This is a genomic window from Pseudoduganella sp. LjRoot289, assembly GCF_964252925.1.
Taxonomy (GTDB): Bacteria; Pseudomonadota; Gammaproteobacteria; order Burkholderiales; family Burkholderiaceae_D; genus Rugamonas.
Window position 1 is genome coordinate 5,672,662 of the sequence record NZ_CAXUPN020000001.1, and the last position, 15,802, is coordinate 5,688,463.

Below are 15,802 nucleotides of genomic sequence, written 5' to 3' on the forward strand. Positions count from 1 at the left end.
AGTACTCAAGCCAGATGGTGCGCGGCGCAGTGGCCGGCGGCATGCAGCCGATGGACGAAGCCGACCTGGCACTGCGGGAAGAGCGGCCGGCGGACGCCGCGCCGGTACTCCACAGCTTGCGCGGCGCGATCGGTGTACTGGGGGCCAAGAAACTGATCCGCGCCACGTTGGACGCCAAAAGCGCGATCTCCGAGCGGCGCACGGCCGATCTGCCTGTGCTGTTCGCCGAAGTGCGCGAAGTGCTGGGCGCCACCCTGCAGGCGGCCGAGGACCGGCTGGAGCGCGAGGACCGCTAGGGAAAGCGCAGAACTCGACTGCAGGCCGCTTCGGCTGAACGTCTATCGTGAGCCCACCGTTACTTCCCTACATAACGGAGAATTGGTTCATTTTTCGAAAGGCGCTCAAGCGGTTCAAGCGCTGCTCTCGACGCGGAACAGATGCCCGACGTCGCAAAGCCGTCGGCGGCGATTAGAGCCATAGCAAAGCAATAATCACGCTTCTTGGTGTTCATGTCTTGGCGGGCATAAAGTCCCGAAACATAAGAGCTTTCGCCGCTGTCGCGCACAAAAATTGCATCGGCTCGGTTGCCGGAATCAGCACTCTCCCCATGCCACCCGCTTTCATCAAGGATGAAATAGCCGGTATTCACCGGAAATGCGGGGTCGAATGTTTTCACATCTGAGTAAGAGAACGCTCGGCCAAAATCAATTGCCATGGACGTGTTCTTGTAGCGCAACTCGACCTTGTATGGGCAGGCTGCATATCGTTCGTTATCGATACGTGTGCGCAGCGAGGACGCAGGAATTTTTTTCGCAACGATGGACAGTCCCTCTACTTTCGCGACAGCGATATTACATACAATGTGCTCACCGGCAGATTCAGTTGGTTTCCTGCCTCCGCCGTAGGCGAAAGCGCAACCATTCAGCGCCGCGAGGGACAACAACAACGAAACTTTCTTATACATTCTTTCTCTCCACAGCCGGTGTAATTTCCGACACGCTATCAAGCAATACCGATACAAGCACCGACAAGTGAGACCGGCGCTCAAAGAGTCCTGTCCACGGCCCATCCTCGGCTCCATTTACATTGTATGTGACACGTCTCAGATCTGCCTCGGCGACTCCTTGGTCAGCCATGCGGCTAATGTTAATGTTCGCAGGACGCCTGCCAGTGGCTCGACTTACCCAATACAAACCGGCAGTATCAACGCAACTATACGGATCGGTCGCAAGCAATACATTGTTTGGCTCTAGAGTAAACGCCGAAGTTCCTGAGCGGCCCCGATATTGACTATATTTCTCGTAGTTGGTTCGCCCAGTTGTCTGAATCAGGCCCCGCCCCTTGAACCTGATACCGTCTCCAGCGTGGGTGTTTCCTAGATCCGCGCGCCCTTGATATTCGGCTCCGCTGGCCAATTCTTGATCCCATCGCAACACGCCCGACTCGCGATAGATTTGCGCCAAAAAGTGTGCCAAGCGCTGGCGCTGATCGACACCATATTTTCTGCACACTTTCATGAAAACAGCTGCATTGCGTGTTGCGATGCGCTGTTGGGCAACCGGGTTTGGAATGCTCGCCAATATTCTTGCCGTACCGCGGGCGCCTTGCTCCGTTTGGTAGGTCGCAGGAACACACCGGACCAATTCGCGCTCATTGAGCCATCCACATTTGCGGAAGTGCGACACGAATTGAACAGGATGCCAATGCCACAACGGAGTTCTCAGCAGCTCCAGATCCATGGTCAAGGCTGCAATATGATTTTTGAGCTCGCTGAAGTCAACCTCCGTCATTGCCATCGGATTTTCGATAGTCTTCTGCTTAAGCCATCCCCAGCGCTGCTCCTCTGTCCCGGCTGACCACTCGGACGGAAATTTGCACACCATTTTGGACAGTTTGCCAGCTATCGCGCTGTCGTTGAGCAAGACAGCCGCGTTGATCGGATCTATAGTTACGCCCGTAGGACTAATCACAGCTTTCAAGGCAGCGGAATCACATCGGCTATCTTGATCCGCAGAGTCATCAATCAACTTCCAACCAGACCAATGCGGAAAATCGGCATCGCTGTATTTCGTCACTCCCGCCGCATTCAAATTGACCCAGCCTGTCCCTCCTGGATAGTTGACCCTTCGCCAGTGAGGAACGTCGTTTGGCGTGAGCGTTTCAGTCCCGACATTGAGAACGCGACCAAACTTGATCAACTCAAGAACGGCACAGGGTGCGGGACGGCCGGCAGCAGGGAAGGCACTACTTATGCGCAGCGCATCAGCATAGGCGTCATATTCCGCCTCAGCTTCCTGCAAAGCAGTTCCAACGGCACTGCCATCGACACGAAGTGTGGACAAGTATGCAATGCCACTAGCATAGTGCAGGCCTATCACGACGGGCGAGCCATACTCATGGACCGGTTCTAAATCTATCGGCGGCGGCAGGGAGGATTGCGGCGTAGGCTTCGGCGGCTGGCGCTTTGCCACTGCGAATTGCGGCAAAGGCTTGGTGTCGTACACAGGGGTTGCAGCAGGCAGCACAAAAAACACTTCGCCGTACACCGAGTCGCTCCGGCCATTACGGTCGAGTGGCAAGTCTCCAGACTGCCGGCCGAACAGCCTCGCGGTGTTTTGATCGTCGCTGACAACTTCAAAATGGATCTTCCGTATCAGTCCCCCATATATCTGCCCAGCCTGCCCAATTTCGGCTTTCCTGCAAATTCTGGACCCGACTTTAACGCCCGCTGATATTTCAGACAAATGCATGTACAACGAATAGAACGTCACGAAAGATGCATTGCGACCTTCGCCTATCGATGTCTCATGCCGAATAATCACGGCCCCGTTGTCAGTCCAGCCGCCACGATAATTGAGCGGATGCGCAAGATCCGTGACCCGTTGAACAGGGACTCGCTTAAAGACAACCGTGCCATCGGCGATTGCCCGCACGCGCTCTGTTGCGTTTCCGCTAGCTGGCGCGGTTAAGTGCAGTCCACCATGCCAAGCCAAGTTGAAGCTAACAGGGAAAGAACCATCGCCAGGCGCACCGCCGACCATGGCAGTATTGATCCAATCGGACTCAGACTGGTTTGCAGCCTTGCTAGGCAAAAAAGGGGGACTAAGCAGCATACGTTGAATTATCTCAAATAGAGAACGGATATCTACTCCGCAACAAGAGGTCACCGGCAGGCATCAAGGGCATTTCATAGCTGATTCTGGTGGGCCCAATAAAGCTCTTCCTACCCGCGTGCACCGTGATCTTGCCAGGGCATTGCATGGTGATATTGCCGCCATCGATGGTGATGTTGGCGCCGCCTGCAGTAGAAAGAGTGATGCGCTTCGCAGCGGCCCAGTCGATGTGGGCGCCAGCACTGGCAATTTGGAGGTCGTCGCGCGCCTGTACCTTCAGCACGTCGGCCTGCGCTTGCATGTCGATAGCGTCCTGCGCGGCGATGAGCTGCATGCCGATGCCACCCTCGTCCGCAGCGACCGCCCCGCCAAGGATGCCGATGGCTTGGCCGCTATGCACGCGCATCTGCCCACCCGTGGCGAACTGGCTGTCGCCGCCGCTCATCACCGTGGCGGTTTCGCCATTGGCCAGTTGTACATCCTGCCCGGCGGTCACGCCCAGGCCTGCCTTGGCCGAAATGGCGATCACCGGATCCGTGCTGTGCGGCAGCTTGCCGGCGCCGGGGGCGGTGTTCTTGTCGGCGGCGTCGGCCCTGGCGCTGGCGAGCGCGTCGCCGGCGACCATGCCGGACACGGCTGTCAGCATCGCCGCCAGCGGCGCGGCCTTGTCGTCCAGGACGCTGCTTGCGGCCTTCTTCGGGCCGGTATGGCCGGCCAGCGCCACCGTCTCGTGCTTCTTCGCCGCGTCGCTGAAGGTCTCGGCTATCTTGACGGCCTGCTTCAGCAGCGCGATGCCGGCGCCGTTGTCGCCCACCGGTTCGCGCGCGCCCGCCGCGTGGGCGATCTTGTAGCTGCTTACCAGCAGACCGGCGCCCGCGCGCACCACGCCGTATGCGTCGGTGCGCAGTTCGGCGCCCTGGCCGCGCAGGCTGCCACGGTGGTTGTCGGCATTGTGGATCAAGTGGCCCAGATTGAGTTCGCTGGCCGCGTGGCTGCTCTTGAGCTGGACGCGGCCTTGCGCGTCGGTGTCGTCGAACAGCAGCTGGTTGTAACCGCTGCCGCCGAACTCCTTGCTGCGCACGCCCCACTGCGCGGCGTTGCTGCGGTGGCCGGCGCTGTCGGCCGAGGCGCCGTGCCATAGCGGGCTGTTGCCGCCGGCCAGGTTGCCCTGCCCCGCCACGGCGTGGTCGTGCGCCTTGCCGAACGGCTGCTCTCCATCTCCCTCGTCGGCCTGCCCGCCCGGCGTGCGCGCAACGCCGCCTTCGCCCTGCCCGTTGTACAGCGCGCCGACCACGACGGGCCGGTCGATGTCGTTCTCGATGAATTGCACCAGCACTTCCTGGCCGATGCGCGGCAGGAACTGGAAGCCCATGCCGCCGCCGGCCGAGCGCTGCGCCACGCGCACCCAGCAGGTGGCGTCGCCGCTGTCCTGCCAGTGGAAGCGGATGCGCACGCGGCCCAGCCGGTCGCAATAGATTTCGTCCACGCCGTTCGGGCTGTCGCCGCCTTCCGGGCCCACCACGATGGCCGTTTGCGCGCCGCGCGCGGTCGGGCGCGGATGGCTGCGGCCGTCGCTGCCAGGCAGTTGCGGGCGCCACGGCAGTTCGGAAGCAATGGCCTCGAAGCTGTTGGCGTAGCCGCTGCCGGACGCCTGCTCGATGACTTGCGCGAAATCGGCCGCATCGTCCGGCGGCACGCTTTCAAGCAGCAGTTCAGGAATGGGGCCGAACAGTTCGGCGAGCGCCTGCGCCACCGGCAGCGGCAGGTTGTTGACGCCGACGCTGCGCACACGCACCACGGTGTAGGCCGGGTCTACACCGCCCTGTTGCAGCGGGCCTCCGGTGACGGTGATCGAGGTGCCGGCGCGCAAGGTGCGCACCGTGGAGCGGCCGCGCCAGGACTGGGCGCGCGCCTCGCGGCCCTGCATCTGCAAGTCGGCGTAGCGCTGCGCCTGGGCGCCGCTGGCGTAGTGGTATTGGCCGGGCGCGTCGTAGCATTCCACCGCCGGCCCGCTGATCCCCTTCATGCGCGACAATGAGCTCGAACCATACACGCGCTTGCCCTTGTAGTCGTAGCTCAGCAGCGTGGTCATGGCGACGCTGGTGGCGCGCTTCGCCTGCAGGGACTGGATCGTGTCCTGCTGCTCGCCGGCCCGCGCGCCGTGGAAGCGGATGCCGCCGCCGGCTTCGCTGCTGGCGTCTTCGGGCACCGCGCAGCGCCGGCTGCTGTCGGCGAACAGCACCATCTGCGCGCCGTCCGCGTCCTGTTCGAAGCGCCACGCCAGGCCTTCCTCGGCCAGCAGGCGCTCGACAAAGGCCAGGTCGGATTCGCGGTACTGGCAGCAATAGCTGCGCGGGACGGCGTCGGCCATGAAGGAGGCGGTTTCCTCGCTCCAGCGCCAGCGCGCCAGCGGCATGTGGGCGCCGAACACGTCGTCGACGATATCGGGCACACTCTTGTCTTGCCATACGCGGCTGTTGCGCACCTCGCCGAGCCGCCACACCCAAGGGGTCAGGCGCAGGCGGTAGCGGGTGTAGCCGCCATTGCTGCCCAACATGGCCACCCGCGTAACGTCGCCACTGAAGCTGGCACGGCTGCCGTCGGCCAGGCTGATCTCCAGCGTGGCGGGCTGGCCCAGCAGAGACCTGCGGTCGATGTGGGCGCTGGTGGAGAGCACGATCACATCGCGCGGGCCGGTGCCCTGCAATGCGTCGTCGGCGGCGAAGGCCTCGACCAGCAAGCCGCTGGCGCCGAGGTCCTGCCCGCCGTCGCCCAGCGTCAGCGCGTACAGGCGGCTGTCGCTGGAGAACTGCGCCAGGGCGGCGGTAATTTGGGCCGAAATCGCTTGCATGTTGCAACTGTGAACTAGTTAAATATTCGACAATTTACTATATTCAACAAGTTCCGGTCGCACTTTTGACGGCGGCGCCGAACCTTCTACGGAAACGGCATCAGGCCTGCCGCGCGGCGCGCTTGATCGCTTGCGGCGGCTGGCCGAAGGCACGCAGGAAGGCGCGGCGCATGCGCTCCGGGTCTGCGAAGCCGGTCTCGCGCGCCACCACGTCGATCGGATGGTTGCCCGCCTCTATCATGCCGCGCGCCGCCTCCACCCGCAGCACCTCCACCGCGCGCGCCGGCGACTGCCCGGTCTCGATGCGGAAGGTGCGGCTGAACTGGCGCCGGCTCAAATGCGCCGCATCCGCCAGTTCGTCCACAGACAGGGGCTTGTGCAGATTGCCCTTGGCGTAAGTGAGCGCCGCCTGGATGCGGTCCGACTTCGGCTCCAGCTCCAGCAGCGCCGAGAACTGCGACTGTCCGCCGCTGCGGCGGTGGTACACCACCATCTTGCGCGCCACTGCGCGCGCCAGCTCCACGCCATGATCGCTCTCCACCATCGCCAGGCACAAGTCGATGCAGGCCGTCATGCCGGCCGACGTCCAGACCCGCCCGTCGTTGATGAAAATACGGTCCTCCTCCACCTTCACCTTGGGATACATGCGCTGCAGTTCGCGCGCCTGGCACCAGTGCGTTGTGGCGCGGCGGCCATCGAGCAAGCCCGCCTGGGCCAGCAGGAAGGCGCCGGTGCAGATGCTGGCGGTGCGCCGGGACAGCGCGCTGGCGGCGCGCAGGAAATCGACAAAGCCGGGCGGGGACACGATAGCCTCCATCGCGCCCGCGACCATCACGGTATCGAAACTGTGGCCGCCGAAGGGCCGCGTCACGACCGGCACGCCGGAGGAACTATGCACCGTCCCGCCCTGTTCGGACAGCAGTTCGACTTCATAGCAGGCGCCGCCCTTGAGTTCATTGGCCACCTCGAACACCGTGATGGCGGCCAGATCCAGCACCTGGAAGCGAGGGAACAGCAGCAGGCCTATGGTGCGTTTCATGATGTCCCAAAGTGAGGTAAATATGGCATACGGGACTCAATTTAGGCGCCTACACTGTTTCTGTCAACCCAACCTATGAAAGAGCACATCATGAATACGAACATCGCATTGATCACCGGCGCCTCCACCGGCATAGGGGCGCGCTACGCCCAGCGGCTGGCCGAACGCGGCTACGACCTGGTGCTGGTGGCACGCAACCGCGAGCGCCTGCAGGCTGTCGCGGACAAGGTCGCCGCCGGCACGGGCCGACGCGTCGAAATCCTGCCCGCCGACCTGACGCGGGAAGAAGACCTGGCCAAGGTGCAGCAGCGGCTGGCCAGCGACGCCGCCATCACCATGCTGGTGAATAATGCGGGCCTGGGCGCCACCGCGCCGCTGGTGGACTCGAAGCAGGAAGACCTGGATCGCATGATCTTCCTCAACGTGAACGCGCTGACGCGCTTGACCCGCGCCGTGGCGCCGGGCTTCGCCGCGCGCGGCCATGGCACCATCATCAACATTGCGTCCATCGTGGCGGTGGCGCCGGAAGTCCTGAACGGCACTTACGGCGGCAGCAAGGCCTATGTGCTGGCGTTCACGCAATCGCTGCAGCATGAATTGGGCGCGAAGGGTGTGCGCGTGCAGGCGGTTCTGCCCGGCGCCATCGAGACGGAATTCTGGGACCACGCCGGCGTGCCGGTGGCGCACCTCCCCAGCGAGATCGTGATGAGCGTGGACGACCTGGTGGACGCGGCGCTGGCGGGCCTGGACCTGGGCGAAGTGATCACGATTCCTTCGCTGCCCGAGCGCGCCGACTGGGACAAGTTCGAAGCCGCGCGCCTGGCGATGGGACCGAACCTGTCGCGCACCAGGCCGGCCGCGCGCTATACCGCCTGATCACCGCTGCAGAAGCGCCTTCACGGCGGCCAGATACCGTTCGCTGACTGAAACGGTGTCTCCGCAGCGCAGCGCTGCCTGGTAGCTGCCGTCGCCGTTCGCCGCCAGGCTGGCGATCTGGGTGGCGCGTACGATGGCGCTACGGTGCACGCGCACGTAGCAGGCCGGGTCCAGGTGCTGCTGCAGGCGGCTTAGCGTCACACGGTGCAGCACGCGGCGCGTGGCCAGCCGCAGTTCGACGTAGTTGCCCGCCGCCTCCATCCAGAGAACGTCCTCGAGCTGCACAGATTCGATGCGGCCCACCGAACGCACGCTGAGCTGCCGCCAGTAGTCCGGCTGCGGCAGCGCGTAGGCGCGCAACGCGGCGCCGTAGCCGGCCCGCTGGCGCTGCGCCAGCATGGCTCGTGCGCGCTCCAGCGTCTGCGCAAAACGCTGGTCGTCGAAGGGCTTGAGCAGATAGTCCAGCGCGTGTACTTCGAAGGCTTCCACCGCATGGGCGTCGTAGGCGGTGACGAAAATGATGAGCGGAGGTTCCTCCCGCTGCGCCAGCTCGCGCGCCAGCGCCAGCCCGGATTCCTGCGGCATCTGGATATCAAGGAACACCACCGCTATCCCATGCCCGTCCGGCGCAGCCAGGGCGGCGCGCGCCGCAGCGGCACTGGCGCATTCAACCGCCACCTCCCACGCCGCATGCTCGGCCAGCGCGTAGCGCAGGTTGATGCGGCCCGGTTCCTCGTCGTCGACGATCAGTGCGCGGATGGCCGTCATGCGGCGTGCTCCATCGGCATGCGCACTTCGGCCACGAAGCGGCCGCCGTCCTGGCGCGTACGCAAGGTGGCGGCGTTGCCCGCGGCCATCTGCAGGCGCGCCCGCGTGCTGGCCAGGCCCAGGCCGAGACCGGGATTCGGCGATGTGCAGGCCTCCCCCGATGACGATACCAGCGCCGGCAGCGGATTGCTGATGCGTATCACGAGTTGCCCGTCCTCGCAGGAGAGCCGCAGATGGATGTCGCTGGAGCCGTCGTGGCAATCGAGGTCGTGGCGCAGCGCGTTCTCAACCAGCGGCTGCAGCAGCAGCGGCGGGCAGTCCGCACCCAGCACCGCGCCGTGGTCGCCCTCCACGCTGAACCGCAGCCGGTCGCCATAGCGCAGCCCCTGCAGCGCCAGATAGTCGCGCACGAACTGCAACTCGTCCGCCATGCTGACCCAGTCGCGCGTGCTGGCGGAGAGCGCATAGCGCAGCAGGTCGCTCAAGCGGCTGATGCCCGACAGCGCCACGCGCTTGTCGTCCGAGCGCACCAGCGCGCTGATGGCGTTCAGGGCGTTGAAGAGGAAATGCGGCTCGAGCTGGCTGCGCAGCGCCAGCAAGCGCTGCTGCTCCAGTTCCAGGCGCAGGGTCAGGTTGTCGGTCTGCGCCTGGCGCCAAGCCTGCTCGCGCGTGCGGCCTTGATGCCAGGTGCGCACCGCCACGACCGCGATGTAGGTGAAGGTAGTCCACGCCATCTCCATGAACCAGTCGAATTTATGCATGCGGTGCAGTTCCTGCCATGCGGCCTGCAACGACCGCTCGGCGCCCGCGCGAACGGCAAAGACCCCGGCCACATAGATCAACTCCAGCGGCAGGAACAACAGCAGCACCGCCATGTACACGGCGGCGATGCGGCGCGCATGGCCCAGCAGCGCCGGACGGTGGGACAGCAGCAAATACACGCCGGAGCTGAACAGCATCATCAGCGCATGCGTACTCCACCAGTTCCAGAGGGGAACGGCGTAGGGCCGGTCCATGCCCTGGCGCAGGCCGTCGCTATAGGTGCCGAGCGCGCCGACCGCGCACATGGCGGTCCACAGCGCGATGTTGATGGCCAATATTCTGGCGGCGTGGAGATAGGGGTTCATTGCCGCAAAGTATACAGGCAGGCCTGTACGCGGCAGCAGCATCAATGGCAGAATTCGTCCCGCGCATGGGCTGCTTCGTCACAAGGCGGCAGCGCGGCGGCAGCGGCACCACTACACTCGCGGCCTTCGATCACGCACTTTACCGCCGTACATGAAAAATCCGCATTGCTTGCACCTGTTTGCCTTGGCGGGCGCCCTTCACGCCAGTGCCGCCGCCGCCGATGGCGTCGTGCGCGTTGAAGTGGCAGGCCCCGGCTCGGAGACGCTGCGCCGCAATGACACGGCCGGTAAGCTCGTCGTGGGCCGCGACGAACTGCTGCAGTATGGCGACAGCACCTTGTCCGGCGTGCTGAAACGCCTGCCCGGTCTGTCCCTGTCCGGCAGCGAAGTGCGCATGCGCGGCCTGGGCGCCGGCTACACGCAGATCCTGATCAACGGCGATCCAGCGCCGCCGGGCTTCGGCATTGACACGCTGGCGCCGGAGCTGATCGAGCGCATCGAGATCATGCGCGCGGCGTCGGCAGAGTTCAGCGCGCAGGCGGTGGCGGGCAGCATCAACATCGTGCTGCGCAAGGGCACCAGCCGCTTGCTGCGCGACCTGAAGCTGCAGATCGAACATGACCAGCGCTGGAACCCCAGCGCCACGCTGCAGCTGGCCGACCGCGACGGCGGCTATTCGTACTCGGTGGCCGGCACGCTGTCGCGCACCGGCTACTTCAGCGAGCCGCTGGTGGCCGAAACGGTCACCGGTGCGGCGGACGCGGTCCAGGCACGACGCGTGTTCCATGAACGCTACAGCGCCGACTTCAAGAAGGCCAGCCTGGCGCCGCGGCTTAACTGGACACTGGACAACGGCGACACCGTGTCCTGGCAAAGCCTCATCGACATCACGCGCTCCACCAACGCGGGCGACGCGCGCGAGAGCACGCTGCAAGGGGGCGCCACGCGCTCGCCGAACACCGACTGGCACGCCGGCGTCCACAACGGCGCGCTGCGCAGCGACATCAGCTGGGCGCGCAAAATGGGCGCAGACGGCAAGCTCACCGTCAAAGCAGGTGTCAACGCCAACCGGCGCGGGATCGACTACCGCTTCCATGGCGCGGACGCGAGCCGCGTACCGTGGCTGGTGCGCGCCGTGACCTCCAGCGCCAGCGACAACAGCGCCACCAGCAGCGGCAAATACCTGACACCCTTGTGGCAAGGCCACAATTTCGGCGCGGGCTGGGACGGCAGCACTACGCGGCGCCGCGAAACCCGGCTGCAGCGCGACACCACGCCGCAGGGCGCGCCGCTGTACACGCTGGATCAGGACTATACGGCCGACGTCAAACGCCTGGCCTGGTACGCGCAGGACGAATGGGAGATCGCGCCTGGCCTGCAGGCTTATCTCGGTCTGCGCCGGGAAGGCCTGGACACCGGCACCGTGGGCCGCAACATGGCCGGTGTGCACAGCCGTTCCAGCGTGTGGAGCCCGGTGCTGCAGACGCTGTGGAAGCTGCCCGGACGCGGACACGACCAGTTGCGCCTCGCCCTGTCGCGCACCTACAAGGCGCCGTTGACGCGCAACCTGGTGCCGCGCCGCTACACCATCAACAACGGCAACGGCCCCACCAATCCTGATGTCGAAGGCAATCCGAAGCTGCGGCCCGAACTGGCCTGGGGCGTGGACGCCGGTTACGAGAAGTACTTCGCCAAGAGCGGCGCGGCGAGCGTGTCCGCCTATGCGCGCCGGATCAACGACGTCACGGTGCAGCGCCTGTTCCAGGACGGCGCCACCTGGGTCAGCAGCCTGGCCAACGGCGGCACGGCCACCGCGCACGGCATCGAGTTCGACGCCAAACTGCCGCTGGCCGCGCTGTACGCGGCCGCACCGGCCATCGACCTGCGCGCCAACGCGAGCCGCAACTGGTCGCGCCTGGACAGCGTGCCGGGTCCGCACAACCGTCTCGCCGAGCAAACGCCGCTGACCGCCAACCTCGGCCTGGACTACCGCGCCTCGGCCGCGTGGAGCACCGGCTTCAATTTCAGCTACCTGCGCGCCGGCCCGGCGCGCCTCACCGCCACGCTGAGCAGCGACAGCAGCGCCACGCGCACGCTGGACATGTACGCGCTGTGGCAAACCGGCAGGAAAAGCCAGTTGCGCCTGTCCGTCGCCAACGCGCTGCACCAGGACCGCAGCAGCACCCAGTACTACGCCGACGCCCTCGGCGGCACGGCGCGCGGCACCGTCACACCCGGCACCACGGGCGTCCGCCTGCAGTACGAGCGGCCGCTCTAGCGGACGGGAAGCCTCCGAATACCGCCAGATCCCGCCAGATTCAGGCACGGCGACGGCCGCCCCATCCATGCGGTAGAATCATGGATAGACCATCAGGAGCCCCCATGCAGAACCGCCTTGTTTCCCTGCCGCCGCTGGACGCGCTGCGCGGCTTCGTCGCGGCGGCGCGGCGCATGAGCATCACAGCCGCGGCGGACGATTTGTGCTTGACGCAATCGGCCGTCAGCCGCCAGATCCAGGCGCTGGAGGAGCGGCTGGGCGTGCCCCTGTTCATACGCAGCAACCGCAGCATCGTGCTGACGGAGGCAGGCGAGCAACTGTTCCAGCTGGCGTCGCCCTGGATGGAGCGGTTGCTGGACCTGGCGGAGTCGCTGCGGCAGGACGGGCGGCTGCGCCCTGTGACGGTGTCGGCCAGCATAGGCGTGGCGTCGCTATGGCTGTTGCCCAAACTGGGCGCGTTCCAGGCCGCGCATCCGCACATCGACGTGCGCCTGGCGACCAGCAACCGGGTGATGGACCTGGAGCGCGACGGCATCGACCTGGCCATCCGCTACAGCCCCGCCACGCCGGCGACCGAAGGCGGCTTGCGGCTGTTCGACGAAGCGGTGGCGCCGGTTGCCAGCCCGGCGGTGGCGGCCGGCGCTTTCGGCCCGCCCGGCCCGCTGGCGGACCCGCTGCTGGAGCATGTGCTGCTCGATTTCGACGACCGTGGCCGGCCCTGGCTGCACTGGGACTACTGGCTGAAGGCGCAGGGCCTGGAGCAGCGCAAGCCGAAGGGCTATCTGCACTTCAACCAGTATGACCAGGTGATCCAGGCCGCCGTCGAGGGCCACGGCGTGGCGCTCGGGCGCCTGGCACTGCTGCAGCCTATGCTGAAGGACGGCCGCCTGGTGGCGCGCATGGACCAGCGCCTGCAGGTGGAGGACAACGGCTACTGGCTGATGCAGGCCCCCGGCGCGGCGCGCGCGGAAGTGGCAATATTCCGCGACTGGCTGCTGGCGCAGGCGGCGCTGACTGCACAGGCGCTGACCACGCTGGAGCCGGCCTGACAGGAGCTGACGTAACGGAAGGGTAGCGCGAAATATCGTTCCCGCCCCCATGCCTCGCAAGCTCGGAGGCGTAGCATGAGTTCCATGCCAGCGCGGCGGTCCGCCGATGCCGAACGACAAATTGGTGGCAATTCGAGGCACCCGGAAGCTGACCTGGCAGGAGCTAACGTCATGAAAGCCGGCGCAGCCAGGCGGTAAAGCCGGAGGAACGGCGCCACCCCGCGGCAAGGCCCCGGTCCGGGACGGACGCCAGGCCAGCCCGGACAAGCCAGCCGCGCAGGCCAGGCGGAATGATGCCCGCCTTCTTGCCGGCCCGGATCCCGCCGGCCCGCACGCGGACGCTGGCGCCGGCACCGCTCACTTCAAACGACACCGGCTCGTTGCGCCCCACGCTGGACAGGTACTGGCACTGCGACGCGGACAGCTCCGCGCTGTCGCCGGCCGCCAGCAGGCGGTCCCTGCTGTCGCGCTGGTTGGTGATCCACAGCACGCCCGCCAGGCAGCGTATCCGCAGCGCGTCGCCCGGCGCCAGCGTGGCGCCTTCCCGGGGCTGTAAAGTGATTTGCATGGCATTCTCCTTCGCTTCATGGTGCCTGCATTGTGGCCCGGCGGCGCATCCGCGACAAACGCTATCGCGGCATGCCATCCATGCGCACAGCGCATGCGTCGCATGCCGATTTACCGTTCGCGCGCGCGCCGGCCTGCTGGCTATCCTTGCTGTATCGGACAAGGAGAAGGCGATGAAATTCCTGAAAACACCTTTAGCGGCGGTGCTGTGCGGCGGCATCATCATGGGGCTGGCGCTGGGCATGCGCCACGTGCAGGGCCTGTTCATGCTGCCGATGACGTCGGCGCGCGGCTGGGGCCGCGAAGAGTTCGCGCTGGCCATCGCGCTGCAAAACCTGGTCTGGGGCGTCGCCCAGCCTTTCACCGGCATGATCGCCGACCGCTACGGCTCGCGCCGCGTGCTGGCCGGCGCCTGCCTGCTGTACGCGGCCGGCCTCTACCTGATGGCCCATGCGGCCACCAGCGTGGAGCTGGCGCTGACCGGGGGCTTGCTGATCGGCATGGCGCTGTCCGGCACCGCCTTCGGCACCGTGTATGGCGCGCTCAGCCGCATCGTGTCGCCGCAACGGCGCAGCTGGGCGCTGGGCCTGGCGGGCGCGGTCGGCGGCGTCGGCCAGTTCGCCATGGTGCCCGCGGCGCAAGGATTGATCGGCAGCCTGGGCTGGATGGCGGCGCTGGCCGTCATTGCCGCCGCGCTGGCGCTGGCCACGCCGCTGGCAGTGACCATGGACGACAGCGCCGCCGCCAGCGCCCCGCGCGCCGGCCAGTCGATGCGGCAGGCCATCCGCGAGGCCTTGTCGCACAGGGGTTTCTGGCTGCTGAACCTGGGCTTCTTCGCCTGCGGTTTCCAGCTGGCCTTCATCGCCGGCCACTTCCCGGCCTTTCTGCTGGACCGGGGCTTTTCCGCCAACACCGGCGTGATGGCGTTGGCCATCGTGGCGCTGGCCAACGTGGCCGGCACCTATTTGTGCGGCAAGCTGGGCGGCGTCTACCGGCGCAAGCGCCTGCTGGCCTATCTGTACTGCGTGCGTTCGGCGGCCATGCTGCTGTTCATCGCCATGCCAATCAGCACGGCCAGCATCTACCTGTTTTCTTTCGCGATGGGGCTGACCTGGCTGGGCACTGTGCCGCTGACCAGCGGCCTGGTGTCGCAGCTGTTCGGCGTGCAGTACATCTCCACGCTGTTCGGGCTGGTGTTCGTCGGCCACCAGCTGGGCGGCTTCCTCGGCGTGTGGCTGGGCGGCGCGGTGTTCGACGCCACCCATTCCTACGGCCTGGTGTGGGGCGCCTCGGTCGCCCTCGGCCTGGCGGCGGCCGCCCTGCACTGGCCGATCGACGACCGCGCAGTGGCCGGGCTGCAGCCAGCATGAGGCCGCTCGCCAACCTCGTGCTGTGGGGCGTGCTGGCCGCCATTTGCGGCTGGGCCTGGCTGGCCATGCTGCGGCCGGAGCAGGTGCTGGGCCTGGCCAGCCTGCTAGCGCTGTGCTGACGCCTCCATGGCCGGCGGATAGCAGACCTTGAACTGCCCGCAGCCGCTGCAGCCCGGCGGCTTCAGGCGCGGATTGCCTTGCAGCGCACCCAGCTCCAGGAACAGAAAGCGTTTCCACTTCACGTCGGTGGTGTTGCGCTGGTACAGGGGCTGGAAATACAGGCGGATCAGCGCGGTCAGCTCATGCCGCCCGGCCAGGCCCAGGTCCTGCCACAGGAAGCGCGTGCCGAGCGCGGCGGCCGCAATGGCGCGCGCCAGCCAATCGGCGTGGCGCGGATCGGCTTCGGGCGTGCGGCGCTCGGCCAGCATCGCCGCCACGTCGCTGAACAGGCGCGGCACTGTGCCGACGATGGCGGCGTACTTCGATTCCGGGATCGGCGCCTGCGCGTCGCCGCGCGGGTGGCAAGTGGAAAGCAGCGCCAGCAGCTCGGGTTGCGGCAGGCCCAGGGTGCGGGCGAAAGGCGGCAACGCGCCTTGGCGGGCATGCTGCAAGGCGCCCGTCACGGCTTTAACCAGCAGTTCGTAACCGGAGCGCAAGGGCGCCAGTTCGGCCGCCGGCCATAGGGGAAAAGCGTGCATCGTTTGTGTCTCCTCAGGTATGCGCTTTGGCATTATTGTTTTGATATGATTATTAATTCTACAGCT

14 protein-coding genes are annotated in these 15,802 nt (G+C 65.9%); 6 read left to right on the plus strand and 8 right to left on the minus strand.

What is annotated here, in order from left to right; translation table 11 throughout:
• The first annotated feature begins 14 nt into the window (after window positions 1-14).
• Entirely contained in the window at window positions 15-296 is a 282-nt protein-coding gene (locus ACSQ8Y_RS24310; protein WP_436268973.1) for a hypothetical protein, read from the plus strand.
• 59 nt (window positions 297-355) lie between these two features.
• Here the strand turns inward: ACSQ8Y_RS24310 and ACSQ8Y_RS24315 are convergent, their stop codons facing one another.
• From ACSQ8Y_RS24315 to ACSQ8Y_RS24330, 4 genes are all read right to left on the minus strand, one after another.
• Window positions 356-964, minus strand: a complete 609-nt coding sequence (locus ACSQ8Y_RS24315; protein WP_436268974.1) for a hypothetical protein — start codon at window positions 962-964, stop codon at window positions 356-358.
• Complete coding sequence (locus tag ACSQ8Y_RS24320) at window positions 957-3,113, minus strand: M23 family metallopeptidase (RefSeq protein ID WP_436268975.1); 2,157 nt, start codon at window positions 3,111-3,113, stop codon at window positions 957-959. The genes ACSQ8Y_RS24315 and ACSQ8Y_RS24320 overlap by 8 nt, the downstream gene beginning before the upstream one ends.
• Before the next feature lie 13 nt (window positions 3,114-3,126).
• Window positions 3,127-5,964 carry a type VI secretion system Vgr family protein gene (locus tag ACSQ8Y_RS24325; protein ID WP_436268976.1) on the minus strand — a complete coding sequence of 946 codons (2,838 nt, stop codon included), beginning with the start codon at window positions 5,962-5,964 and terminating at the stop codon, window positions 3,127-3,129.
• Between the two features lie 100 nt (window positions 5,965-6,064).
• A complete protein-coding gene (locus ACSQ8Y_RS24330) occupies window positions 6,065-7,003 on the minus strand; it encodes a GlxA family transcriptional regulator (protein WP_436268977.1) in 939 nt (312 codons plus the stop codon).
• Window positions 7,004-7,093: 90 nt separating this feature from the next.
• Here ACSQ8Y_RS24330 and ACSQ8Y_RS24335 point away from each other — a divergent pair, with 90 nt between their 5' ends.
• Window positions 7,094-7,879 carry an SDR family NAD(P)-dependent oxidoreductase gene (locus ACSQ8Y_RS24335; protein ID WP_436268978.1) on the plus strand — a complete coding sequence of 262 codons (786 nt, stop codon included), beginning with the start codon at window positions 7,094-7,096 and terminating at the stop codon, window positions 7,877-7,879.
• Here the strand turns inward: ACSQ8Y_RS24335 and ACSQ8Y_RS24340 are convergent, their stop codons facing one another.
• Complete coding sequence (locus tag ACSQ8Y_RS24340) at window positions 7,880-8,647, minus strand: LytR/AlgR family response regulator transcription factor (RefSeq protein WP_436268979.1); 768 nt, start codon at window positions 8,645-8,647, stop codon at window positions 7,880-7,882.
• Window positions 8,644-9,774 (minus strand): sensor histidine kinase, encoded by a 1,131-nt coding sequence (locus ACSQ8Y_RS24345; RefSeq protein ID WP_436268980.1) that lies wholly within the window; start codon window positions 9,772-9,774, stop codon window positions 8,644-8,646. The genes ACSQ8Y_RS24340 and ACSQ8Y_RS24345 overlap by 4 nt, the downstream gene beginning before the upstream one ends.
• Window positions 9,775-9,925: 151 nt before the next feature.
• Here ACSQ8Y_RS24345 and ACSQ8Y_RS24350 point away from each other — a divergent pair, with 151 nt between their 5' ends.
• Entirely contained in the window at window positions 9,926-12,052 is a 2,127-nt protein-coding gene (locus tag ACSQ8Y_RS24350; protein ID WP_436268981.1) for a TonB-dependent receptor plug domain-containing protein, read from the plus strand.
• A 104-nt stretch (window positions 12,053-12,156) separates the two neighbouring features.
• Complete coding sequence (locus ACSQ8Y_RS24355; protein WP_436268982.1) at window positions 12,157-13,101, plus strand: LysR substrate-binding domain-containing protein; 945 nt, start codon at window positions 12,157-12,159, stop codon at window positions 13,099-13,101.
• Between the two features lie 169 nt (window positions 13,102-13,270).
• Here ACSQ8Y_RS24355 and ACSQ8Y_RS24360 read toward each other — a convergent pair whose 3' ends face one another.
• A complete protein-coding gene (locus tag ACSQ8Y_RS24360; protein ID WP_436268983.1) occupies window positions 13,271-13,669 on the minus strand; it encodes a DUF2917 domain-containing protein in 399 nt (132 codons plus the stop codon).
• 172 nt (window positions 13,670-13,841) lie between these two features.
• Here ACSQ8Y_RS24360 and ACSQ8Y_RS24365 point away from each other — a divergent pair, with 172 nt between their 5' ends.
• Together ACSQ8Y_RS24365 and ACSQ8Y_RS24370 are read left to right on the plus strand one after the other, a co-directional pair.
• Window positions 13,842-15,038: an MFS transporter gene (locus ACSQ8Y_RS24365; protein WP_436268984.1), complete on the plus strand. Its 1,197-nt coding sequence runs from the start codon at window positions 13,842-13,844 to the stop codon at window positions 15,036-15,038.
• Window positions 15,035-15,157 (plus strand): hypothetical protein, encoded by a 123-nt coding sequence (locus ACSQ8Y_RS24370; RefSeq protein WP_436268985.1) that lies wholly within the window; start codon window positions 15,035-15,037, stop codon window positions 15,155-15,157. Before ACSQ8Y_RS24365 ends, ACSQ8Y_RS24370 begins: the two co-directional genes overlap by 4 nt.
• On the opposite strand, the gene ACSQ8Y_RS24375 is transcribed toward ACSQ8Y_RS24370, so the two are convergent.
• A complete protein-coding gene (locus ACSQ8Y_RS24375) occupies window positions 15,143-15,736 on the minus strand; it encodes a nitrogen fixation protein NifQ (protein WP_436268986.1) in 594 nt (197 codons plus the stop codon). The genes ACSQ8Y_RS24370 and ACSQ8Y_RS24375 overlap by 15 nt on opposite strands.
• Between the last annotated feature and the right edge of the window lie 66 nt (window positions 15,737-15,802).